Raw genomic sequence first — 21,156 nt, 5'->3', positions numbered from 1 at the left:
CGGTTCCTTGCTGGAATCCTGCAACGGGCAGGTCAGGGCACCACGAGCACCGGCCAGTGCCCCGACCTGATCAGCCGGGTCGCGACGGACCCCGCGAACCGGTGCCCCGCCTGCTGCGACGCCCCGACCACCACCATGTCGGCCTGGCACTGGTCGGCCGAGTCCCGCAGGGTCGTGTACGGATCGCCGAACGTCTTCACGAACGTCACCGGCACGTCCAGTTCCTCCGCCGCCGACCGGATCTGGTCGCGCAGCTCGGCGTGCAGCCGCACGGTCGCCTCGTGCTCGAACACCGACGCCACCGCCGGGCTCAGCGCGGCCAGCGACGAGTGGCACGCCACGAAGGTGACGACCAGCCGCGCCTGCTGGCGGCGGGCCATGCCGAACGCGTAGGCCGCCGCCCGCATCGCGGTGTCCGAGCCGTCCACGCCCACCAGGACGGTGCGCGCGGACGGTTCCGGACGGGGGCCGTAGGAGTCCACTGTGGATTCGAAGACGTTGACGTCCGTGCCGCTCATGATGAGACCCCCTCGACTAACGCACGACCGCTGAGTCCTTTTCCTTCTTCTCCAAGTCGATCGTGGTGCGCAGGGTGATCGGCTTGAGGAGCAGTGCAGCGATCACGCCGACGACGCCGACCGCCGCGGAGATCAGGAAGATGTGCGCCGTCGCGTCGCCGTAGACGGTGTGCACGATGGTCTGCACCTGCGGCGGCAGGGCCTGCAGGTTCAACGCGCTGGTGCTGCCGGTCGACTGGCCGGCGGGCACGTGCAGCGCGGCGGACAGGTCGGCGGTGACGCGGTTGGCGAGCACCGCGCCGAGCACGGAGACGCCGATCGTGCCGCCCAGCGACCGGAAGAACGTCACCGTGGCGCTGGCGGCGCCGAGTTCGCTGAGGGGAACGCTGTTCTGCACGGCCAGCACGAGGTTCTGCATGGTCATGCCGACGCCGACGCCCACCACGGCCATCGCGATGCCGACGATCCACAGCGCGGTCGCGTGGTCGACGAACCCCAGTCCGAGAAAGCCGAGCACCAGGATGATCCCGCCGGAGACGATGTACGGCTTGATCTTCCCCGAGCGGCTGATCATGCGGCCGGAGATGGTGGACGACACCAGCACGCCCGCCATCAGCGGGATGGTCAGCAGACCGGCTTCGGTCGGCGAGTAGCCGCGGCCGATCTGGAAGTACTGGCCGAGGAACACCGCGCCGCCGAACATCGCCATGCCGACCGCGAGGCTCGCGATGATGGCGAGCGCGGGCGTGCGCTGGACGACGATGTGCAGCGGCACAACGGGTTCGTCGACCTTCAGCTCCACCGCGACGGCGGCGCCGAGCAGCACGACACCGGCGGCGACCATGGCCCCGGTCTGCCACGACAGCCAGTCGAACGAGTTGCCGGCGAACGAGACCCAGATCAGCAGCACGCTCACGCCCGCGGCGATGAGGGCGGCGCCGAGGTAGTCGATCTTGACGTTCTCCCTGCGGACGGTCTCGAGCTTCAGCGTCGCCTGCAGCACCACGAACGCGATCGCGGCGATCGGCACGGCGACCCAGAAGCACCAGCGCCAGCCCAGCCACGAGACGTCGACGATGAGGCCGCCGAGCAGTGGGCCGCCGACCGTGGCGACGGCCATGACCGCGCCGAGGTAACCGTTGTAGCGGCCGCGTTCGCGCGGCGGGATGATCGCGGCGATGACGACCTGCACGAGCGCCTGGAGACCGCCGACGCCGAGCCCCTGGAACGCGCGGGCGGCGATGAGCTGGCCGGTGTCCTGGGCGAACCCGCTGAGCAGCGAGCCGATCACGAAGATCACGATCGCGGCCTGGACCAGCGTCTTCTTGTTGAACAGGTCGGCGAGCCTGCCCCAGATCGGGGTCGTGGCCGTCGCCGTGAGCAGGGTGGCGGTGATCACCCACGTGTACTGGGTCTGCGTGCCGTTCAGCGAGCCGATGATCCGCGGCAGCGCGGTGGACACCACCGTGGAGCTGACCATGGCCACGAACAGCGCGAGCAGCAGCCCGGACAGCGACTCGAGCACCTGCCGGTGCCCCATCGCCTGAGTCTCGATCTTCACATCCCGCCCCTTCGTCACCCTAATTCTTGCGCGTTGTGCAAATTTGCGCAATGAGCAACTTACTCCGCGGCTGGCGATGGAGCACGGCGTGGACGGGGTGACGGTCGAGGACATCGCGGACGTGGCGGGGGTGTCGCGCCGCACGTTCTCCAGCTACTTCGCCAGCAAGGAAGACGCCGTTCTGGACGCCGACCGCGAGCGGACCAGCGCGCTGGTGTCCCTGGTCGAAGCCCGTCCCGCGGGGGAACAGCCGTGGCCGGCCCTGCGCGCGGCGACGGCGGAGCTGTACCGCACCTGGCCCGTCCCGGACGTCGAGTGGATGGCCCAGTTGCGGCTGCTGCGCCGGCATCCGTCACTGCTCGCACGACAGGCAGGCGACCAGGTCGCGCTCGAACGCGACCTGACCGCCGTGCTGGTCCTGCGCGAACCGGACGCCGAGATCGCCCGGTTGATGGCGGCGACGTTCCTGGCCACCGTGCGCACCGGCCTCGTGCTGTGGCTGGAGGGCGCGGGGGAGCAGCAGCTGCCTGACCTGGTCGACCGTCTGCTCAGCCGCGTGCAAGTGCAGGGTTCGTAGAGGTTCAGGGGATGTAGATCTGCCCGGTCTGCCGTCCCTCGATCGACCGGACGTAGGCCTGCGCCACGTCGGCCAGCGGCACCGGCTTCATGCCGGGGAAGAAGTCGCCGTAGACGTCGAGCGACTCGGTGAAGACCGTCGGGCTGACCGCGTTGATGCGCAGCGGTGCGATCTCGATGGCGGCGGCGCGCACGAACGCCTCCACCGCGCCGTTCGCGAGGGAAGCCGCGGCGCCGGTGACGACCGGTTCGCGCGTGAGCACGCCGGTGATCAGCGTGAACGACCCGGTGACGTGCGTGAGACCTTCCTTGACGAGCGCGACCTGCGACAGGACCTTGCCGGTCACCGCGTCCTGGTAGTCCTGAATCGTGAGCTCTTCGATCGGCCGCCACGGAACGCTGCCGGCGGCGCTCGCGACGGCGTCGACCTGGCCGACGGTCTGGAACAGGTCGGCCACCTGGGCCGGGTCGGTCACGTCGTACTGCAGGTCGCCTCCGCTTCGGGCGACGGTCACGACGTCGTGCTTGCGTGCGACGAGTTCCTGGTGCACGGCGGTGCCGAGCGTGCCGGTGGCTCCTACGAGCAGAATCCTCATGCCGTTGACGCTAGGCCTGCGGTTCGTCGCTGTGAAATGCCGTTCGTGCAGCACTTATAATCAGCAGTCATGAATGTCGAGCTGCGGCACCTGCGAGCCCTCGCCGCGATCGGAGACCACCGGTCGATCACCGCGGCCGCACAGGCGTTGCACGTCACGCAGCCCGCTCTCTCACGCACGCTCGAGCAACTCGAACGCCGTCTGGGCGTGCTCCTGGTCGAACGAACCACGCGCCACGTCGCCCTGACCGACGCCGGGCACCGGCTGTGGGAGCACAGCCACCGCATCCTCACCTCGCTCGACACCGCCCTGGCCGAAGCCGTTCAGCCGCAACCCCTGCGCCTGACCTTCGCCTGGGCCGCGCTCGGCCGGTTCACCATCCCGTTCCTGCGCTCGTGGCGGGCCGAACACCCCGATGTTCTCGTGCGCATCCGGCAGGCCGACGACCCGGAAGCGGCACTGCGGCGCGGCGAGGCGGACATCGCGGTCCTGCGCACCGAACCCGCCGAGGCCGGTATCGACCACGTGGCGTTGATCGAAGAACCTCGTGTTGCCGCCATCGCGGACGACCATCCGCTGGCGAGCCGCACCGCTCTCGCGCTCGACGACCTGGTGAGCGAATGCGTCGCCGTGTGCGAAACGGCCGCCACGACCACTGCCGACCTGTGGCCGTCCGGCGCGCGCCCGCGCACCGTGGACGTGCCCGGCGTGGTCGAGTGGCTGACGTCGATCGCGACGGGCACCACGGTCGGCGTGACGGCGGCCGGCACGGTCCATCACCACCCGCACCCCGGCGTCACCTACCTGCCGCTGACCGACGCCGAGCCGATCACCGTGCACCTGGCGTGGCCGGCACCCGCGGCGCACCCGTCGACGGCGGCGTTCGTCGCGTTGGCCCAGCAACACCTCCAGCGCGCGTAACGCGATGCTCCAGACGGCCGGCATGCCGCCACACGGTCGGCCGTTCAAAGGGGAACACCATGCCGGACCACTCCTTTGCCGATGTAGAGCCGCAGTTCGAGGCCACCCAGGAGCGCCCGCCGGCCGACCTGTTCGCCGGCGTCGCCGAGGCCGAGGTGCCTGATGTCGCCGCGGAACTCCACTGGCCCGCCGTCGCCGCGGCCGTTGATCCGCGCGTCGCGGAAGCCCTTCGCCATGCGGGCGCGGCGTTGCGGCGCCGGTGCACGGGTGGGCGTCGGCGCACGACAAGCTGGTCAACCGGCCGCGCCAAGGTGATCTGTTCGGCGTGGGCGGCTCTCACATCGGATGGGTGTTGTCCGTCAACGGCAACGTTCGACGAGCGGATTGTGGTTCGCGCGAATCGCCTGACGAACGACTTTCGATGACGCTCCGTGCGGGACCTGTTCAGCGACTCGCGAGCCGCCACGCACCTAACGGGGACAACGTCTCCGGCGGACAACATCACGCCTAACGGTCGTCCGGCCGCCACAACCGCAACTGCAGCATCGCCGCGAACCGCGCGTCCGGGTCGCCGAGATCGATCTCCCCGACCTCGGACAACCTCCGCAGCCGATAGCGGAACGTGTTGGGGTGCACGAAAACGGCGGCCGAAGCAGCAGCGACGTCCCCGAACGCGTCCAGCCACGCGTTGAGCGTCTCCACCAGACAGCTGCTGTGCTTGCGGTCGTACGCGATCAACCGCGCGACCGGCCCGGACAACGTGTCACCGCGCTCGGCGATCAGATCCGACAGCTCCAGCAACAACCCCTCACTGTGCACATCGGACACTCGCGCCACCGAGTGCCGCGCGCGACCGGCACGCAACACGCGCAGGACGAGGTCGGCGCCCGTGCGGGACCGCGAGAGCGTCAGCCCATCCGCCACCTGACCGACGCCCACGAGCACGTGGTTCCCGATGCGGCTGCGGAAGTCCGTGGCGATGCGCAACGCCCGGTCCTCCGACTCCGCGGGCAGGATCGCGTAGGCGACGTCACCGATCAGCGCGGCGGCGGCGCGCGGGTGGACAGCGGTCAGGTGCATGGCGAACGCGTCCGCGATCTGTTGCCGTTCGGCGAGCAGGCGGGCGTGGCCGGCGGGATCGTCGCCATGTGAGTGGGCCAGTGCCAGCGCGAGGACCACGCAGGACTGGTCCGCGAGGCCGAGCCGCCGCACCGCCTCCGCCGCGCCCGGCCCGCCTTCCACGGCGGTGGAGACGAGGTCTGCGCGCAGTCGGCGTTCGACGTCGGCGCCTGCTCGTTGGCGCATCATGTGCAACGCCACGAGCTTGGCCGCGTCGCAGAACGCCTGCGACCGGTCGGCGGCCAGCGGTTTGCGGACCGCGGCCCAGATCGAGCCGAGGAACTCGTCGCCCGCGCGCACCGCCACCGCGACCCTGGGCAGGCACAGGGTGCCGTCGTCGGCGGGCAGGCCCTCGATGTAGACGGGCTGGTCGCTGCGGTAGAGCTGCTGGAAGACGCCGCGCGCCTCCAGCATCTGCGAGTAGCGCGCGGGCACCTGCCTGCCGAGGATCGTCTCGACGCGGGACGAGTCGGCCTCGTGCTGGCGGCCGGAGAACGCGAGGACGCGCGAGCTGCGGTCCTCGATCGTCACCGGCGCGGAGATCAACGACGCCACGGCGTTGGCCAGCGCGAACAGGTCCCCGGCCGGCACGCCGCCCAGCGTCTCGGACGGGTCGACCTCGCCCTCGGCCAGCAACGACCGGAGCATCGCGGCCAGCTGGGTCCACGACGCGCCCGGTGCCAGCCCGAGCAGCGCCACGCCGGAGCGGTCGACGGCTTCCGCGATGTCGTCGGTGACCTCGACCGGGCCGCGGACGACCAGGCCCGCGGCGCCGTGCTTGCCCAGTTCGTCGAGGATCTCCACCGGTTTCCGCACGCCGACGCCCAGCACCAGCGCGGACGGCGGCAGCACCTGGTCGTCGTCCGGGTCGTGGATCACCACGCCACCGATGTCGACGGCCGTGGCCGGATCGCCGCGGACCAGGTCGATCAGCGTGGTGCCGAGGTCGTCCAGGACGCGGGCGAGACCTGTTCGCGGACTCATACCACCACCCTGCCCACCGTCTACAGAGGAATCCAGCGAGGACGCGGCACGGTCACACCGGAATCCACTCCGTCTTCACGGTAACGGCGTCCAGCGCGTCTGGCAGCGGCGTTACGCCCAGCCCCGGCCCGGTCGGCACCGCGAGATGCCCGTCGTCCAGCACGAACGGCTCGGTGACGTCCATCGCGTAGTACCGGTCCGAAGCCGAAGTGTCGCCGGGCAACGTGCATCCCGGCAACGCCGCCAGCGCCACGTTCGCCGCCCGGCCGATGCCCGTTTCGAGCATCCCGCCGCACCACACCGCGATCCCGTGCGCCGCGCACACGTCGTGGATGCGCCGTGCCTCCAGGTAGCCGCCGACGCGTCCGGGCTTGATGTTGACGATCTGGCAGGCGCCGAGCTTGATCGCGTCGGCCGCCGAACGGGCCGAGGTGATCGACTCGTCCAGACAGATCGGCGTCTTCACCACCTTCGCCAGTTCGGCGTGCGCGAGAATGTCCTCCTCGTCCAGCGGCTGTTCGATCAGCAACAGGTCGAACGGGTCGAGCCGGGCCAGGTGCCGGGCGTCGGCGAGGGTGTAGGCCGTGTTGGCGTCGACCTGCAGCAGGACGTCGGCGAACCGTTCGCGGACCGCGCGCACCGCTTCGACGTCCCAGCCGGGCTCGATCTTCAGCTTGATCCGGACGTACCCCTCGTCGACGTAGCCGCCGACCGCGTCCAGCAGTTCCGGGATCGAGTTCATGATCCCGACCGACACCCCGCACGGCACGCGGTCACGGGTAGCACCCAGCTCACGGCCGAACGACACGCCACGAGCGCGCAGTTCGGCGTCGAGCACGGCCATCTCCAGTGCGCCCTTGGCCATCCGGTGCCCGCGGAACCGCGCCAGCCGAGGCGCCACCGAGACCCCGTCGACAGGCCCGGTCAGGGCCGGGATCAGGAACCGCCGCAGCACGTCCGCGCAGCCCTCCAGGTACTCGGACGAGTACACCGGGTCGGCCATCGCGACGCACTCGCCCCAGCCCTCGCTCTCGTCCGTGACGGCACGCAGCAGCATCAGCGTGCGCACGGTCTGGGTGCCGAACGAAGTCCGGAACGGCGACTTCAACGGCATCTCGACCCAGCGGAGCTCGACCCCGGTCAGCTTCACGACTCGTTCCTCTCCACGACGTACCACCCGGACCTGTCGAACCCGGTGACGCGGGCGCCCGCGGCGAGCAGCCCGCCCAGCACGTCCCGCACCGCGTACCGCCACTCGCTCGCCGCGGCCGGGTTCGTGGCCCGCAGCGTCTCGATGTCCGGCGGTACCGCGACCAGCACGGTCTGACCGGTGGCGACGCCCCGCAGCGGCATCCCGTCGTCGGAGATCCCCAACGCGACGGCACCCCTCGCGGCGACCACCCTCGGCCGCCCCGAGCACGCCGCGACCACGTCGGGAGCCGAGACGCGCCAGCTGATCAACAGCCGGTCGCTCTCGCCGCCGCCGTTGATGTCGTCGTGCATGTGGCCGTAGAAGTCGGGCAGGTACTCGGTCGCGTCGGCGCCGAGCTTGCCCAGGTTGAAGTAGGCGTTGCGGCGCACCAGCGGGTCGAACGTCCAGGTGACCTCGTTGAGTCCGCGTTCGAGCGCCCACGCCCGTTGGTCGAGCTTCAACGCGTAGCCCACGTTGCGTCCCCGCGCTCCCGCCGCGACCCCGGCGATGTGGCTGTGCAGCGTGCCGAGCGCGGGCGGCGAGCAGAAGCCGATGCACGCACCGATCAGGTCGGAACCGTCGAACGCTCCCGCGACGTAGCTGCCCGCCTTGGTCATCGCCCGCAACAGCTCGGCGGTGACCGGCGGAGTGTTGCCGTTCGGCCGCCAGATCGACTCGTACAACTGTTGTGTGGCAACGAGTTCATCAATGGCGACGAGCTGACGGACGACGACCTGTGTCACGACGGTCATGTCAGCTCCCTCACCAAAGCGGCGAGCAGCGTGGTGCGCGGCACGAGTTCCGCCACCAGCACGTGCTCACTCTCCGCGTGCGCTCCACCGCCGACGGCACCGAGCCCGTCGAGCGTCGGCACCCCCACGCCCGCGGTGAAGTTGCCGTCGGACGCCCCGCCGACCGCGGCCGAGGACAGTCCGAGGCCCATGTCCGCGGCGATGCCCGACGCCAGGTCGAACAGCGCGGCGGACATCTCGAGCTCCAGCGGTGCACGGTTCGGGCCGCCGACGATCTCGATCTTCGCCCCGTCGAGCACCGGCTGGAGCGCACGCATCGCCTCGTCGACCCGCAGTTGCTCGGCGAGGTTCCGCACGCGCACGTCCACCATGAACTTCCCTTGCGCGGCAACGGTGTTCGTCGTCGTGCCGGCGGACAGCACGGTCGGCGTGACGGTCGTGCCGGCGGCGACATCACCGAGCTGCGCCACGGCCAGAACCTGGTGCGCTGCCTCGATCGTCGCGCTGACACCGCGTTCGGGCTCAAGACCGGCATGGGCTGCACGTCCGTGCAACGTCACCTCGTACATCGACGTGCCCTTGCGCTCGGTCTTCAACGCGCCACCGTCCGCCGAACCCTCGGTGACCAGCACGGCCTCGTGCTCGCGCGCCTCCGTCGCGATCAAACCCCGCGACGACGGCGACCCGATCTCCTCGTCGCCGGTGACCAGAACCGTGACGCCGTCCGGAGAATCCAGCGACGCCACGGCGTGGAAGATCATCGCCAGCCCGGTCTTCATGTCGAAGCAGCCCGGCCCGCGCAGCACGCCGTCCCGCACCTCGAACGGAATCCGCGCGAGCGACCCGATCGGCCACACCGTGTCGTGGTGTCCGAGCAGCAACACCTTGCGCGGCCCCGAACCCAGCCGCCACCGCAGGTGCGTGCGGCCGTCGAGCACGATCCGTTCCGGCGGTGCGCCGAGCAGCGCCGTGCCCACCTCGGCGGTGACGTCCGCGCTGCGGGCGACCGCCGCCAGGTCGGTGGACGGCGACTCGCAGGTCACGAGCCGCTCGATGTCGTGGAGCAGGGTCATTTCAGGACACCTTCGGCGTGGCGCGGACACCCATGTGCACGTACTGCTCACCGGTCGGCAGCGCGTAGAACACCAGAGAGCCCCAGCTCTCGTTCTCCGACATCCGGTACAGGAACAGCGAGTCGTCGACCGGCACGAGATCGATCTCCGGCGGATCGGGCACGAGTCCCGCGAGCGAACCGGTGACCGTCATCTTCAGCCGCAGCCCGTTCTCGCCCTCGGTGATGTCGAGGATCGCGGAAGCCCTTTCATAGCGCCCGGTGTAGCGCGCGGGATCCACGGCGGGAGGCTCGGCGGCGGGCTCCAGCAGTGCAGGCGTGGCGACACCGGCCAGTTCCGCGAAGATCTCCCGGTACAGGTCCAGGTACAGCTCGCGCGCGCCGTTGCCGTTGGTCAGCAACGTGACCGCGAGGTCGTGCTCCGGCAGCAGGCGCAGGAACGCGGACTGCCCGATGGTGTTGCCGTCGTGGCCGATCAGCCGCTGCCCGTCCCAGCCGAACCGGATCCAGCCGATGCCCCACGAGTCGCCCAGCGTGTTCGGGTCGGGCACGTCGGTCTGCTTCTCGGTCATGGCCTGCGCGGACGCCTCCGACAACACCCGCGTGCCGTCCGGTGCCAGCCCGCCGTCGAGGTGCATCTTCGCGAACGCCAGCACGTCCTCGGTGGTCGAGAAGATCGTCCCGGCGGGGCCGACCGAACGCGGCAGCATCCAGACCGGCGCCGGCTGCTTCTTCTCGTCCTGGGTGACGTGGCCGACGGCGGCGCGGTGCAGCAGCGCCTCCTCCGGCAGGGTGCCGGTGCGGGTGAGACCGAGCGGGGCGAAGAGCTTCTCGCGCATCGCCGCGTCCCACGTCTTGCCGGTGAGCTTCTCGATCACCCGGCCGGCCAGCACGAAACCGGAGTTGGAGTAGGAGAACGTCGCGCCGAGCGGGTGGTTCTGCTTGGCCTCGACGAGCAGCTCCGTGTAGCGCTCCAGGCAGTCGTCGCCGCGGCCGGTGTCGGTGAAGATGTCGCCGTCGATGCCGCTGGTGTGCGTGAGCAGGTGCCGCATCGTCACCTTCTGCGTCACCACGGGATCAGCGAGCTTCAACTCGGGCAGCACCTCGGTGATCGGCGCGTCGAGGTCGAGCAGGCCCTCGTCGACGAGCCGCATCACCACGGTCGTCGTCCACACTTTGCCGATCGAGCCGATCTGGAAGACCGAGTCGTCGGTGACCTCCACGCCGGTCGCCGTGTTCAGCACGCCGTGGTGCGCCTGGACGATCTCGCCGTCCTTGAGGATGCCGAGTGCCGCGCCGGGGAGTCCGTGCTTCGTGGCGAGCGCGGAAAGCCTGCGCTGCCAATGCTTCGCGTCCAACGGCACGCGCTTCTCCGCGTGCTCGCGCACCCAGTCGACGACGCGGCGGTTGAAGTCCTCGCGGTGCGACGGCTTGCCGCTGAGGATGAACAGGTGCGACTCCTCGGGGTACAGCACGAGCTTGGCCGGCACGTCGTTCTGGCGCAGTGCCATGAACCACTGCTCGGCCTGACCGACCGGGCACCTGTCGTCGGCGGCGCCCTGGTAGATCAACGTGGGCGTGCGGACCTGGTCGACGAGCGTCAGCGGGGACAGTTCCGCGATGTGCGCGCCGGGGCCGCCCAGTTCCAGTTCGGTCAGGTAGCGGCCGGCGTCGGACGTGCCCGCCACGCTGCTCAGGTCGCTGACCACGCCACCGGCGACCGCGGCGGCGAACCTGTCGTCGCGGCTGGTCAGGTAGCACGTCATGTAGCCGCCGTAGCTGTAGCCGGTGACGGTCAGCTTGTCCGGGTCGGCGAGCTTTTCGGCGACGAGCTGGTCGAGCGGTTCCAGGAAGTCCTTGGCGTCGGCCTTGCCCCACGCGCCGAGTGCGGCCGTGTAGAAGTCCTCGCCGTAGCCGTCGCTGCCGCGCGGGTTGAGGAGCAGGATCGCCCAGCCCTGTTCGGCCAGCACCTGGTGGTAGACGTGGACCGGGTCGGCGGTGCCGTTCCACGCGTTGTGCGGGCCGCCGTGGATGTCCAGCAGCAGCGGCAACGGGCCGGTGCGTTCGGGGTCGCGGACCAGCCAGCCGTGCACGACCGTGCCGTCGGAGATGGTGAACTCGCGTTCTTCACGGACGAACAGCTCGGTCTTGTTGTGTTCGGTGTGGACGGTCACGTCGCCGCTCGCGAGGTCGACGGTGGCGACCTCGCCGTACGACGTGGGGGTGCCCAGCACGATCGCCGCGATACCGTTGCTGGCCGAAAGCCCTGCTACGACGCGGGAATCGCCACCGAGAACGAGTCGCGGCTCGCCTCCTTCGAGGTCTGCCGCGTACAGCTGGGTGCAGCCGCGGTCGCGTGCGCAGAACAGCACCGTGCGGCCGTCCGCGGTGAGGGTGGGAAGGCCGCCGGGATAGCCGGACATGCCCGGCATGACGTTGCGGTCCAGTGCGGCGGAGAGATTGCGCACCTCGCCGTCGAGCGTGAGGTGCAGCAGGCTGAGGTGCCCGGTGTCCGCGGTGGTGCGTCCGGTGAGGAGCAACCCGTCCGCGGCCCAGGTGACCGTCGCGACCTGTCCCTCCACGAGCCCGACGAGCTCAGGCTTACCGCGGCCGGTGACGTCGACGACGTGGACCGGCACCCGGAAGGTCAGGTCGGCGTCTTCGTCGAGCGCTCCCGGGAACGCGAGCTTGGTGCCGTCCGGTGACCACGCGGGCGTGCCGGCGTGCCAGTCGCCGTCCGTGATCTGCTTGACCTCGCGGCTTTCCAGGTCGAACACGTGCAGGTGAGCGCGGACGGAGCGCAGGTAGCCGGAGCCGTCGGACTTGTAGTCGAGGCGATCCGTGACGACCGGTGCCTTGGCGTCCGCGATGTCGACGGGCGCGGAGAACGCGAGCTTCGTGCCGTCCTCGCTCCACACCGGCGCCCCCGCACCGAGCGGCAACGACGTCACCTGCTCGGGCTCACCCCCGTCGGCGGGGAGCAGCCAGACCTGCGGGAGACCGTCCTGGGCCCGCAGGAACGCGATGCGGCCGCCGTCCGGTGACCACGCCGGGGCCTGGTCGGACTTCCCTCTGGTCAGCTGCTTCGGCTTGCCATCGGTAACCCGCCACAGCGCCCGTTCGTCACGGTCTTCCTCGCGGTCCGTCGTGCGCAACACGTAGACGATCTCGGCGCCGTCCGGCGAGATCGCGGGCTGCTCTGGCAGCGCGAAGCCGTACAGGTCCTCGATGGTGGTCACGATGCGGATCCCCTCGTCAGCTCGGAACGGAACAGGTCGAGCACGTTCTGGCCCAGCACCAGGGCGATGTCGCCGTCCGGCCAGCCGCGCTTCTGCAGTGCCTCGGTGACCAGCGGCAACCCGGCGGGGCCCTCCAACCCCGGCAGGTACTGGTCCGTCGGCACGCCTTCGATGAACTGGGCTTCACAGCACGGCGGTGTGACGTCCTCGAGGACCTCTTTGACGAAGTCCGGGCCGAGGCCGACGTGCCGCACGCCCATGACGCCAGCGATGTGCTCGATGTGGTCGATCAACCGCTCGATGCGGAAGTCGGACTCGTGCAGGAACGGCGCGAAGAAGTTCACGCACACCACGCCACCGTTGTCCGCGATGCCTTTCAGCTGCGCGTCGGTCAGGTTGCGGTGGTGGTCACGCAACGCCCGTGCCGACGAGTGCGTCGCCATCACCGGACGGGTCGCCATCTCCAGCACGTGCTCGACGCCGGCCGCGCTCAGGTGGCTGACGTCGAAGATCATGCCGAGACGCTCCATCTCGGCGAACGCGGCGACGCCCGCCCTGGTGAGCCTGCTGCCGGTGGCGTCCTCGCCGCTGCCGTCGGCCAGCGCCGTGCGGCCGAAGTGCGCGAGCGAGGCGATGCGCACCCCGAGCCGGTACAGGGTTTCGAGCAGTTCGACGTCCTCACCGACTCCTGGCGCGCTCTCCAGTGCCAGCACGAGCGCGATGCGGTCGGACGCGAGTGCGGCGTCGATGTCGGTGCCGTCGAGGCAGAGTCGCACGGTGTCCGGGTTGCCCTCGGCGATGCGGTGGGCGGCCTCGATCATGCGGAGCGTCTGCCGCAGCGCGCCTTCCGGCCGGAAGAGGTCGTCGATGAACACCGGCAGCACCTGCAGGTTCACCCCGCCCGCCCGCAGCTGCGGCAACCACTGCTCGCGGAAGTGCGGTACCCACTGCTCGACGGGCCGATGCGCGATCGCGTCGAGCAGGTCGTTGTGCGTGTCCGCGACAACACTGCGCCCGTGCAGGTCGTCGATCATGAAGCCTCCAGCCTGGTGTGCCGCTGTGGTGCGGCATCGAGCAGCTCGCACGTGTACGGGTGCTGTGGGTCGGTGAGCACCTGCTCGGCCGGTCCCTCTTCCACGATCTTGCCGTTCTGCATCACCGCGATGCGGTCGCTCACGTACCGCACGACCGCGAGGTTGTGCGAGATGAACAGCATCGACAGCCCGAGCTGCCGTTGCAGGTCCCGCACCAGGTTCAGCACGGCGCCCTGCACGGACACGTCGAGCGCGGACGTGATCTCGTCCGCGATGATCACCTTCGGCTGCCCGGCGAGCGCCCTGGCGAGCGCGACCCGCTGCCGTTGCCCGCCGGACAGCCGTGAGGGCAGCGAGGTGGCGCGGCCGGGGTCGAGGTTGACCAGTTCGAGCAGCCTCGCGACCTCTGCTTTGCGATCCGTGCCTCTCGGCATGGCTTCCGCGATCGACTGGCCGATGCGCATCCTCGGGTCGAGCGACGAGTACGGGTCCTGGAACACCATCTGCAGCCGGCGGTGTCGTGGCCGCAGCCGTTGGACGTCGGCATCGTCGAGGAGGATGCGGCCGCCGGTGGGCGGGACGAGCCCGACCGCCGCGGCGGCGAGCGTGGACTTGCCCGAACCGGACTCGCCGACCAGCCCCACGACCTGACCCGACGGCACGGTCAGGCTGACGTCGTCGACCGCCCGCAGGCTGCCGTAGTGCAGGCTGACGCTCTCGAACCTCAGCTCACTCATCGAACGCCCCCGGTCGTGGCCAGCTGCGTCTGCCAGCACGCCACCCGATGCCCGCTCGCCACTTCCTCCAGCTCGGGTTCCTGCCGGCACCTCTCGTGCGCCAGCGGGCATCGCGGCGCGAACGGGCAGCCCGCCTCGATCTCGCCGGGCTCCGGTGGCCGTCCGGGAATCACCGCGAGCGGGGCCTCCCGATCCGTCTCCAGGTCGGGCACCGCGGCCAGCAACGCCGTCGTGTACGGATGCCGGGCTGACGTGAACAGCTCGTCGATCGGCAACTCCTCGACGATCCGTCCCGCGTACATCACCAGCACCCGATCGCACGTCTGCGCGACCACGGTGATGTCGTGGCTGATCAGCAACACCGCCGCCGACCGCTCCGCCCTGATCCGCGCCAGCAACCGCAACACCTCCCGCTGCACGGTGACATCGAGCGCCGTGGTCGGCTCGTCGGCGATCACCAGCCGCGGCTCGCCCATCAACCCCATCGCGATCATCGCCCGCTGCCGCATCCCGCCCGAGAACTCGTGCGGATACTGCCGAGCCCGCTTCGCCGCCGAGGGAATCCGCACGGCTTTGAGCCGGTCCACCGCCCGCGCGAACGCGGCCTTGCGCGACAACCCGTGGTGCACCTCGGAAACCTCGGCCAGCTGTCGTCCGACACGACTCGTCGGGTTGAACGACGTCATCGGATCCTGGAACACCATCGCCAGCGACGTCCCCAGCTCCCGGTCAGACGTCCCGAGCAACGGCTTCCCGCCGAACTCCAGCCGATCCGCCGTCACCACCCCGGGATGCTCGACCAGCCGCGACACCGCCAGCGCCGTGAGACTCTTGCCCGACCCCGACTCGCCGACCACCCCGATCATCTCGCCCTGCCGCACCGTGAACGACACCCCGCGCACCGGCGTGATCCACCCGGCGGCCCCGGGAAACGCCACCCGCAGGTTCCGCACGGTCAACACCCCGTCGTCGCCAGCTCCTGCGTCCACAGTGGACTCCTGTGGCGGCAGCGCCTTGCGCGCGGCCTGCTGCCGATGACCAGCGGCGGCCGCGGCGGCCTCCCCGAACAGGTTGAACGCCAGCCCGGCCACCACCACGGCCACCGCGGCCCCGAGCGCCGGCGCGGGCGTCACGTAGATCCGGTTGAGCCCCTCACCGAGCAGCCGTCCCCAGTCGTACGACGGCGCCTGCACCCCGATGCCCAGGAACGACAACCCGGCGAACGCCGTCAACGCCGACCCCGCCGCCAGCGTCGCGTTGATCACCAGCGGCTCGGCGATGTTCGGCAGCACGTGCCGCACCAGCAACCGGAACCTGCCCACCCCGCACACCCGCGCCGCCGCGATGAAGTCACGACCGCTGACCGACGCGGTGAGCGTCTGGGTGAGCCGCGCGAACGACGGCGTGATGGCGAACGCGATGGCCAGCACCGCCCCGATCGTCCCGGTGCCGAAGATGACGGCGAAGAACAACGCCAGCAGCAGCCCGGGAAACGCCACCGCGATGTTCACGGCCGACGTGACGATCCGCGCCGCCCACCTGGGGAGCACGGACGGCAGCGAACCCAGGATCAGACCCGTGACGACACCGACGAAGGTGGCCAGCAGAGCGAGCCCTAGCGTGAGGCGGGTGGCCACCAGGACGCGGTAGAAGATGTCGCGGCCGAGGGAGTCCGTGCCGAGGAGGTGATCGGCGGAGGGTCCCTGCTGCAACGCGTCCGTGTCGATGGCGGCGGCGCGGTCGCCCCAGAGCAGCGGGGCGAACAACGCCAGTGCCACGAGGAGGGTGAGGAGGACGGCGGACGCGGCGCCGACGGGGGAGCGGAGTGCTCGCATCACGCCTCCCGGATCGTCGGCTGGGGTTCCGGCAGTGCTGCGGAGAAGGTGGGAGGGGCGGTCGGCGTTGGTCCGACGCGGTAGCGGAGTGTTCGCATCACGCCTCCCTGATCGTCGAACGAGGATCAAGCAGCGCCAGCACCACGTCGACCACCAGGTTCACCAGCAGCACCCCGGCCCCGTACACCAGCACGATCCCCTGCACCGCCGGGTAGTCCTTCTGCTGGATCGACCCCACGATCGTCGACCCCAGCCCCGGCCAGGCGAACACGTTCTCCACCAGCACGGTCCCTGCGACCAGCGCGGCGAGCATCATGCCGCCCAGCGTCAACGTCGCGGTCACCGCGTTGGGCAGCGCGTGCCGCACGTACACCAGCCGCGACGGCAGCCGCTTGGCCCGTGCGGTCCGGACGAAGTCGTTGCCCAGCACGGAAAGCAGCTCGACGCGCACGATCCTGGCCAGCACCGCGGCCGGGCCGATCGCCAGGGCGAGCACCGGCAGCACCCACGAGCCGGCGGCGTCGTTGCCCGCCACGGGGAGCAGCCCGAGCTGCACCGCGAACAGGCTTACCAAGCCGACGGCGAGCAGGAACTCCGGAATCGCCGCGAACACGACGCTGAACGACGTGAACGCGAGCTCGCCGCCGCGACGGCGACCGCCGCGGGTCAGGACCGCCATCACGACTCCCACCGGCAGTGCCACGACGATCACGACCAGGAAGGCGAGCACCGCCAGCTGCACGGTCGCGGGGAGCCGGTCGCCGATCAGGTCGCCGACCGGGACACCGCTGACCAGGGACGTGCCGAACTCGCCGCGGAACAGGCCCGTCAGGTAGTGCCAGTACTGCACCGGCAACGGGTCGTCGAGACCCAGGGCGGCGCGGCGGGAGGCGACCAGGTCGGGTGGTGCGGTGAGGCCGAGGGACTCGCGCACCGGGTCGCCGGGGATCAGGTGGATCATCAGGAACGCCGCGGTCACCAGCACCCAGAGCGAGGTCAGGAACCGCACCGACCGGCGCCGGGCGAACGGCAGCCAGGTGCTCATGACGCGAACATCCGGATCGACCACGGGTCGGGGCCCTCGCTCATGGTGAACCGGGCGCCTTTCGCGAAGGTCGGCACCAGCGCGTCGAAGTAGGGCACCAGGCTGGTGTCCTTGACCAGGGCGGCCTCGGCCCTGTCCCAGTGCTCGCACCCCGCCGAGCCCGCCATCGAGGCCCCCAGCTTGGACTCCGACTCGAACGTCGAATTGGTGATGTGGCCGAAGTTCACGCCCTCCGGCGGCACCGCACCGGACGCGAACGGCACGAGCTGGCTCGGCAGCGAGAGCGTCAGGGGTGCCATCGAGACGTCCCACGCGCCGGTGCCGAACAGCGCCTGGTTGACGCCGGCCGAGTCGACGGGCTGGATCTCCACCTTGACGCCGATGCCCTGCCACGCCTGCTGGATCAGCTCGGCGGCCGCAGTGAGCGTCGGGCCGAGGACGGTCGGCTGGAGCAGCTTGATCGACAACGGCTTGCCGTCCTTCGCCCGCGTGCCGTCAGGTCCAGCCCGCCAGCCGGCGGTGTCCAGAGCGGCAGCCGCGGCGGCCTTGTCGAAGCCCGGCAGGTTCGGGGTGACGTTGTCGCCGGTGCAGGGCCGGGGCTCGATGGTCACCAAACTCTTGGACGGCCTGCCTTTGCCGTTGGTCAGCACCTTGCCCACCTGCGCGAGGTCGAGTCCCTGCACGAGCGCGCGGCGCACCGCGGGGTCCTGGCCGGGGTGGCCGGCGGACTGGTTGAACGCCAGCACGCCCAACGGCGTCGCGTAGTCGAAGTGCGAGACCTTCTGCGCGAGCAGGCGTTCCTGGTCGGGACCAGCGACCATCGCCGCGGTGAGCTGCCCGGACAGCAACAGGTTCACCGCCGTCGTCTCGTTCGCGATCACCCGGACCACGACCTTGTCCGGCAGGCCCTGCTGGTTCTGCTGCCAGTCGCCGGGGCCCCACGCGAAGTCCTTGCGCCGCGTGAGCGTGTAGTGGTCGTTCGGCACGATCTCGGACATGGTGAACATGCCGGTGCCCTGCTCGCCCTTCGCCAGCAGCGCGCGATCGCTCATGCCCTTGGCGCACACGATCGGCAGCGTGCCGACGTTGGTCAGCAGGAACGCGTCCGGCGCCCCGCTGGTCACCGTAACGGTGCGGGTCGCCTCATCCGCGGAAGCCGAAGTGCCAGGGGAGACCTGGACTCCGGCCAGCGGCGACTTGTTCTTCGGGTCGCCGACGAACGTGATGTTCGCGGCGACGTCCGCGGCCGTGAGCGGCGTGCCGTCGGAGCAGGTGACGCCCTTGCGCACGGTGAAGGTCGCGGTCGTGGTGCTGGCTTCCCACTTCTCCGCGAGACCGGCGACGACCTCGCCCTTCTCGTCGCGCTCGATCAGCCTGGAGTAGAGGAACCGGCCGACCCAGCGGGCCGAGGACAGGACGGTGATGGCGGGATCGAGGGTGCCCGGATCCTGGCCGATCGACATGGTGAACGTCTTGCCGTCGGCCAGAGCGCCCGACTCGGAACTCCCGGAGGCTCCGCATCCGGCGGCGACGAGGGCGATCGACACGACTACGGCTGTGCGTTTCATGGCGTGCTCCGGAGGTGGTCGACGGCGAGGCGTCCGGCGCGGCCGATGACCGCGTCGACGGCGGGTTGCCTGAGGTCGAGCGACTTGGCACGGGTGAACACGGCGACCGCGTAGCTGCGGCCGTCGGGGTAGGTGACGACGCCGGCCTCGTTGCGCACGCTGGGCAGCGTGCCGGTCTTGGCGGCGACCTGGACGTCGGCGGGGAAGCCGGAACTGAGCCGGTGCGGCCAGACCTGCTGGGCCATGATCGACCGAACCCGTTCGCACGCCTCGGGAACGGCGGCGCGATCGGTCCAGACGGCCTCCAGCAGCGCGGTGATCTCCCTCGGTGTCGAGGAAGTCGTGCGCTGGGGGTCCACAATGGCCATCTTGTGGATCAGATCCCAGGTGGGAGCCCCGAGTGCCTCCTCGGCTTCCAGCGGGGTCATGGCCAGGTCGACGGACATCGACGCGAAGAGGTCCTCGCAGCAGCCCAGGATCCGGGTGCGGTGCAGGCCGAGGTTCGAGAGCACCTTGTCGACGGCGGCCTGGCCGACGCGGTGGAAGAGCACGTCCGTCGCCGCGTTGTCGCTCATCGTCATCATGAACAACGCGAGGTCGCGCCAGCTCATCTCGACGTCGTCGGCACACCCCGCGGTGCCGATCCCGCCGATCCGGTACCGGGAGGTGACCCGCGTCCGCTCGGCCGGATCCAGCCGTCCCGCGGCGACCTCGGCGGCGTACGCGACGGCGACCGGGATCTTGAACACCGACGCCAGCACGACCTGGTCGTCCGCACCGAAGCAGAACTCGTTGTCCGTCCCGATTTCGCGGGCGTGCACGGATCCTTCCGCGTCCGCCTCGGCGAACACGTCGGTCAACACGTCTGGGGTCACTGGGCGACCCGCCGGTCCGCGCGACCGGTGTGCAGGAACAGCGCGCGACCCTCGCCGTCGTCACCGACGAACGCGTGCGGCATGTGGATGCCGAGCACCGGCTCCGCGGCGACGAGCGTGTCGTCGCGCCACGGCACCAGCTCGGTCTTGCCCGCGGACTCCGGGCTGAGCTCGGCCATGATCCCCTTCGGCACGGTCTCCATCCAGATCCGGCCGTCCGCGTCCTGCGTGACGATCCGCTCGCCGACCGCCGACACGTAGACGCCCTCGAACCGCTTGCCGTCCACCCGTTCCGGCTCGGCGGCGGGCTCGGGCATCGCGGGCAGCTCCACGCCGGTGAGCTCGCGCAGCACGTGCCGGAAGACGTCCTGGTACAGGTCGACGGTCTTGCCGCCGTTGGTCAGCAACGCGACCGCGACGCCGTGCTCCGGCACCAGCCGCAGGAACGCGTTCTGCCCGATCGTGCCGCCGTCGTGGCCGATGACCGTCCCCTGTGGATAGTGGAACAGCTCCCAGCCCAGCCCCCACGCGTCACCCATCAGCGCCAGGTCCGGCACGTGCGACTGAACCTCCTGCATCGCCGCCACGCTCTCCGGTGAGAGCACGCCGGAGCCGCCGCTCATGTGCATCCGCGCGAACGTCAGCAGGTCGCCCGCCGACATCGCGAGCATCGACCCGGCCGGCGCGTTCGACCGCACCAGAGCCCAGACCGGCGCCACCTGCGGCCCGGCCTCTGGATTCGGGGTGAGGTGCCCGACGGCGGCGCGGAACATGATCGCCTCATAGGCGTCGGCCGCGGCACGGGTGAGTCCGAGCGGCGCGAACAGGTGCTCGCGCAGGCAGTCGTCGTACGACTTGCCGCGCATGACCTCCACGATCCGGCCGAGCACGCAGTAACCGGCGTTGTTGTAGCTGAACATCTCGCCGGGAGCGAACAGCTGCGGAGTGTCGTGCAGCGTGGCGACGTACTTCTCCACGCAGTCGTCACCGCGGCCGGTGTCGGTGAAGAGGTCACCCTCGAAGCCCGCCGTGTGGCACATCAGCTGCCGCACGGTCATGCGCGCGGCGGCGTCCTCGTCGGCCACCCGGAAGTCGGGCAGGTAGTCGCGCACCGGCGCGTCGAGGTCGAGCAGGTTCTCGTCGACGAGCTGCATCGCGAGCGTCGTCGTCCAGACCTTGGTGATCGACCCGATCTGGAACAGCGAGTCGGTCGTCGTCTCGACGCCGGTGTTCTTGTTCAGCACCCCGGCGGCGGCCTCGACCACCTCGTCGCCGACGGTGACGGCCACGGTGGCACCCGGCACCTCGTACTCGGCCACTAGCCTCGGCAGGTTCTGCTGCAGCCAGTCGTTGATCTCGCTCAGCTTGGACATCCGCGCCTCATCCACCTCGACGTGACTCCGGTCACGAGCAACGCTAGGTTCGGCGCCCCGGCGGCCACCTCGTCGTGGCCGACGAATCTGCGGGTCCGGATCTGTCCGCCCCGACGAAGCCGCCCTCGGGGTGGAGCAGGCTCTACCTCGGTCCGGGCA

The 21,156-nt window shown here is 70.3% G+C and carries 17 protein-coding genes and 1 pseudogene; 2 read left to right on the top strand and 16 right to left on the bottom strand.

The window, feature by feature from the left end; genetic code table 11:
- Positions 1 to 32: 32 nt before the first annotated feature.
- Both ACWGE0_RS02960 and ACWGE0_RS02955 read right to left on the bottom strand, forming a co-directional pair.
- Positions 33 to 518 (bottom strand): universal stress protein, encoded by a 486-nt coding sequence (locus ACWGE0_RS02960; RefSeq protein ID WP_452259189.1) that lies wholly within the window; start codon positions 516 to 518, stop codon positions 33 to 35.
- Positions 519 to 534: 16 nt separating this feature from the next.
- The gene (locus ACWGE0_RS02955; protein ID WP_452259330.1) at positions 535 to 2,058 is read right to left on the bottom strand and encodes an MDR family MFS transporter; all 1,524 of its coding nucleotides are present in this window, start codon (positions 2,056 to 2,058) and stop codon (positions 535 to 537) included.
- A gap of 97 nt (positions 2,059 to 2,155) precedes the next feature.
- On the opposite strand from ACWGE0_RS02955, the gene ACWGE0_RS02950 reads away from it, so the two are divergent.
- A complete protein-coding gene (locus ACWGE0_RS02950; protein ID WP_452259188.1) occupies positions 2,156 to 2,656 on the top strand; it encodes a TetR/AcrR family transcriptional regulator in 501 nt (166 codons plus the stop codon).
- 4 nt (positions 2,657 to 2,660) lie between these two features.
- On the opposite strand, the gene ACWGE0_RS02945 is transcribed toward ACWGE0_RS02950, so the two are convergent.
- Positions 2,661 to 3,251, bottom strand: a complete 591-nt coding sequence (locus ACWGE0_RS02945; protein WP_452259187.1) for a short chain dehydrogenase — start codon at positions 3,249 to 3,251, stop codon at positions 2,661 to 2,663.
- Positions 3,252 to 3,320: 69 nt separating this feature from the next.
- Between ACWGE0_RS02945 and ACWGE0_RS02940 the strand changes: the two genes are divergently transcribed.
- On the top strand, positions 3,321 to 4,172 hold the full coding sequence (locus ACWGE0_RS02940; RefSeq protein ID WP_452259186.1) for a LysR family transcriptional regulator: 852 nt from the start codon (positions 3,321 to 3,323) through the stop codon (positions 4,170 to 4,172).
- 44 nt (positions 4,173 to 4,216) lie between these two features.
- Here ACWGE0_RS02940 and ACWGE0_RS02935 read toward each other — a convergent pair whose 3' ends face one another.
- The 13 genes and pseudogenes from ACWGE0_RS02935 to ACWGE0_RS02875 form a co-directional block, all read right to left on the bottom strand.
- Positions 4,217 to 4,408 (bottom strand): hypothetical protein, encoded by a 192-nt coding sequence (locus ACWGE0_RS02935; protein WP_452259185.1) that lies wholly within the window; start codon positions 4,406 to 4,408, stop codon positions 4,217 to 4,219.
- Between the two features lie 271 nt (positions 4,409 to 4,679).
- The gene (locus tag ACWGE0_RS02930; protein WP_452259184.1) at positions 4,680 to 6,275 is read right to left on the bottom strand and encodes a PucR family transcriptional regulator; all 1,596 of its coding nucleotides are present in this window, start codon (positions 6,273 to 6,275) and stop codon (positions 4,680 to 4,682) included.
- 52 nt (positions 6,276 to 6,327) lie between these two features.
- The gene (gene menC, locus ACWGE0_RS02925; RefSeq protein WP_452259183.1) at positions 6,328 to 7,425 is read right to left on the bottom strand and encodes an o-succinylbenzoate synthase; all 1,098 of its coding nucleotides are present in this window, start codon (positions 7,423 to 7,425) and stop codon (positions 6,328 to 6,330) included.
- Positions 7,422 to 8,219: a GNAT family N-acetyltransferase gene (locus ACWGE0_RS02920; protein WP_452259182.1), complete on the bottom strand. Its 798-nt coding sequence runs from the start codon at positions 8,217 to 8,219 to the stop codon at positions 7,422 to 7,424. The genes menC and ACWGE0_RS02920 overlap by 4 nt, the downstream gene beginning before the upstream one ends.
- Complete coding sequence (locus ACWGE0_RS02915) at positions 8,216 to 9,292, bottom strand: M20 family metallopeptidase (RefSeq protein WP_452259181.1); 1,077 nt, start codon at positions 9,290 to 9,292, stop codon at positions 8,216 to 8,218. Before ACWGE0_RS02915 ends, ACWGE0_RS02920 begins: the two co-directional genes overlap by 4 nt.
- 1 nt (position 9,293) lies before the next feature.
- The gene (locus ACWGE0_RS02910; protein ID WP_452259180.1) at positions 9,294 to 12,530 is read right to left on the bottom strand and encodes a serine hydrolase; all 3,237 of its coding nucleotides are present in this window, start codon (positions 12,528 to 12,530) and stop codon (positions 9,294 to 9,296) included.
- Positions 12,527 to 13,564 (bottom strand): dipeptidase, encoded by a 1,038-nt coding sequence (locus ACWGE0_RS02905; RefSeq protein WP_452259179.1) that lies wholly within the window; start codon positions 13,562 to 13,564, stop codon positions 12,527 to 12,529. The genes ACWGE0_RS02910 and ACWGE0_RS02905 overlap by 4 nt, the downstream gene beginning before the upstream one ends.
- Positions 13,565 to 13,572: 8 nt before the next feature.
- Positions 13,573 to 14,301, bottom strand: a pseudogene (locus tag ACWGE0_RS02900) (ABC transporter ATP-binding protein); the annotation flags it as partial.
- The gene (locus tag ACWGE0_RS02895; RefSeq protein WP_452259178.1) at positions 14,298 to 16,136 is read right to left on the bottom strand and encodes a dipeptide/oligopeptide/nickel ABC transporter permease/ATP-binding protein; all 1,839 of its coding nucleotides are present in this window, start codon (positions 16,134 to 16,136) and stop codon (positions 14,298 to 14,300) included. The pseudogene ACWGE0_RS02900 and the gene ACWGE0_RS02895, both read right to left, overlap by 4 nt.
- A 97-nt stretch (positions 16,137 to 16,233) precedes the next feature.
- Entirely contained in the window at positions 16,234 to 17,181 is a 948-nt protein-coding gene (locus ACWGE0_RS02890) for an ABC transporter permease (protein WP_452259177.1), read from the bottom strand.
- Entirely contained in the window at positions 17,178 to 18,749 is a 1,572-nt protein-coding gene (locus ACWGE0_RS02885) for an ABC transporter substrate-binding protein (RefSeq protein ID WP_452259176.1), read from the bottom strand. The genes ACWGE0_RS02890 and ACWGE0_RS02885 overlap by 4 nt, the downstream gene beginning before the upstream one ends.
- Positions 18,746 to 19,624: a serine hydrolase gene (locus tag ACWGE0_RS02880; protein WP_452259175.1), complete on the bottom strand. Its 879-nt coding sequence runs from the start codon at positions 19,622 to 19,624 to the stop codon at positions 18,746 to 18,748. Before ACWGE0_RS02880 ends, ACWGE0_RS02885 begins: the two co-directional genes overlap by 4 nt.
- A complete protein-coding gene (locus ACWGE0_RS02875) occupies positions 19,621 to 20,997 on the bottom strand; it encodes a serine hydrolase domain-containing protein (RefSeq protein ID WP_452259174.1) in 1,377 nt (458 codons plus the stop codon). The genes ACWGE0_RS02880 and ACWGE0_RS02875 overlap by 4 nt, the downstream gene beginning before the upstream one ends.
- Positions 20,998 to 21,156: the final 159 nt, after the last annotated feature.

It is taken from the genome of Lentzea sp. NPDC054927 (genome assembly GCF_053610285.1).
Note: the sequence above shows the minus strand (reverse complement) of the source record. Positions and strands in the feature narration are given on the sequence as shown.

Coding starts and splice junctions, on each gene's coding strand:
- ACWGE0_RS02960 (WP_452259189.1), bottom strand. CDS start 518: ATGAGCGGCACGGACGTCAACGTCTTCGAATCCACAGTGGACTCCTAC.
- ACWGE0_RS02955 (WP_452259330.1), bottom strand. CDS start 2,058: ATGGGGCACCGGCAGGTGCTCGAGTCGCTGTCCGGGCTGCTGCTCGCG.
- ACWGE0_RS02950 (WP_452259188.1), top strand. CDS start 2,156: ATGGAGCACGGCGTGGACGGGGTGACGGTCGAGGACATCGCGGACGTG.
- ACWGE0_RS02945 (WP_452259187.1), bottom strand. CDS start 3,251: ATGAGGATTCTGCTCGTAGGAGCCACCGGCACGCTCGGCACCGCCGTG.
- ACWGE0_RS02940 (WP_452259186.1), top strand. CDS start 3,321: ATGAATGTCGAGCTGCGGCACCTGCGAGCCCTCGCCGCGATCGGAGAC.
- ACWGE0_RS02935 (WP_452259185.1), bottom strand. CDS start 4,408: ATGGCGAAGGGCTTCCGCGACGCGCGGATCAACGGCCGCGGCGACGGC.
- ACWGE0_RS02930 (WP_452259184.1), bottom strand. CDS start 6,275: ATGAGTCCGCGAACAGGTCTCGCCCGCGTCCTGGACGACCTCGGCACC.
- ACWGE0_RS02920 (WP_452259182.1), bottom strand. CDS start 8,219: ATGACCGTCGTGACACAGGTCGTCGTCCGTCAGCTCGTCGCCATTGAT.
- ACWGE0_RS02915 (WP_452259181.1), bottom strand. CDS start 9,292: ATGACCCTGCTCCACGACATCGAGCGGCTCGTGACCTGCGAGTCGCCG.
- ACWGE0_RS02905 (WP_452259179.1), bottom strand. CDS start 13,564: ATGATCGACGACCTGCACGGGCGCAGTGTTGTCGCGGACACGCACAAC.
- ACWGE0_RS02895 (WP_452259178.1), bottom strand. CDS start 16,136: ATGCGAGCACTCCGCTCCCCCGTCGGCGCCGCGTCCGCCGTCCTCCTC.
- ACWGE0_RS02890 (WP_452259177.1), bottom strand. CDS start 17,181: ATGAGCACCTGGCTGCCGTTCGCCCGGCGCCGGTCGGTGCGGTTCCTG.
- ACWGE0_RS02885 (WP_452259176.1), bottom strand. CDS start 18,749: ATGAAACGCACAGCCGTAGTCGTGTCGATCGCCCTCGTCGCCGCCGGA.
- ACWGE0_RS02875 (WP_452259174.1), bottom strand. CDS start 20,997: ATGTCCAAGCTGAGCGAGATCAACGACTGGCTGCAGCAGAACCTGCCG.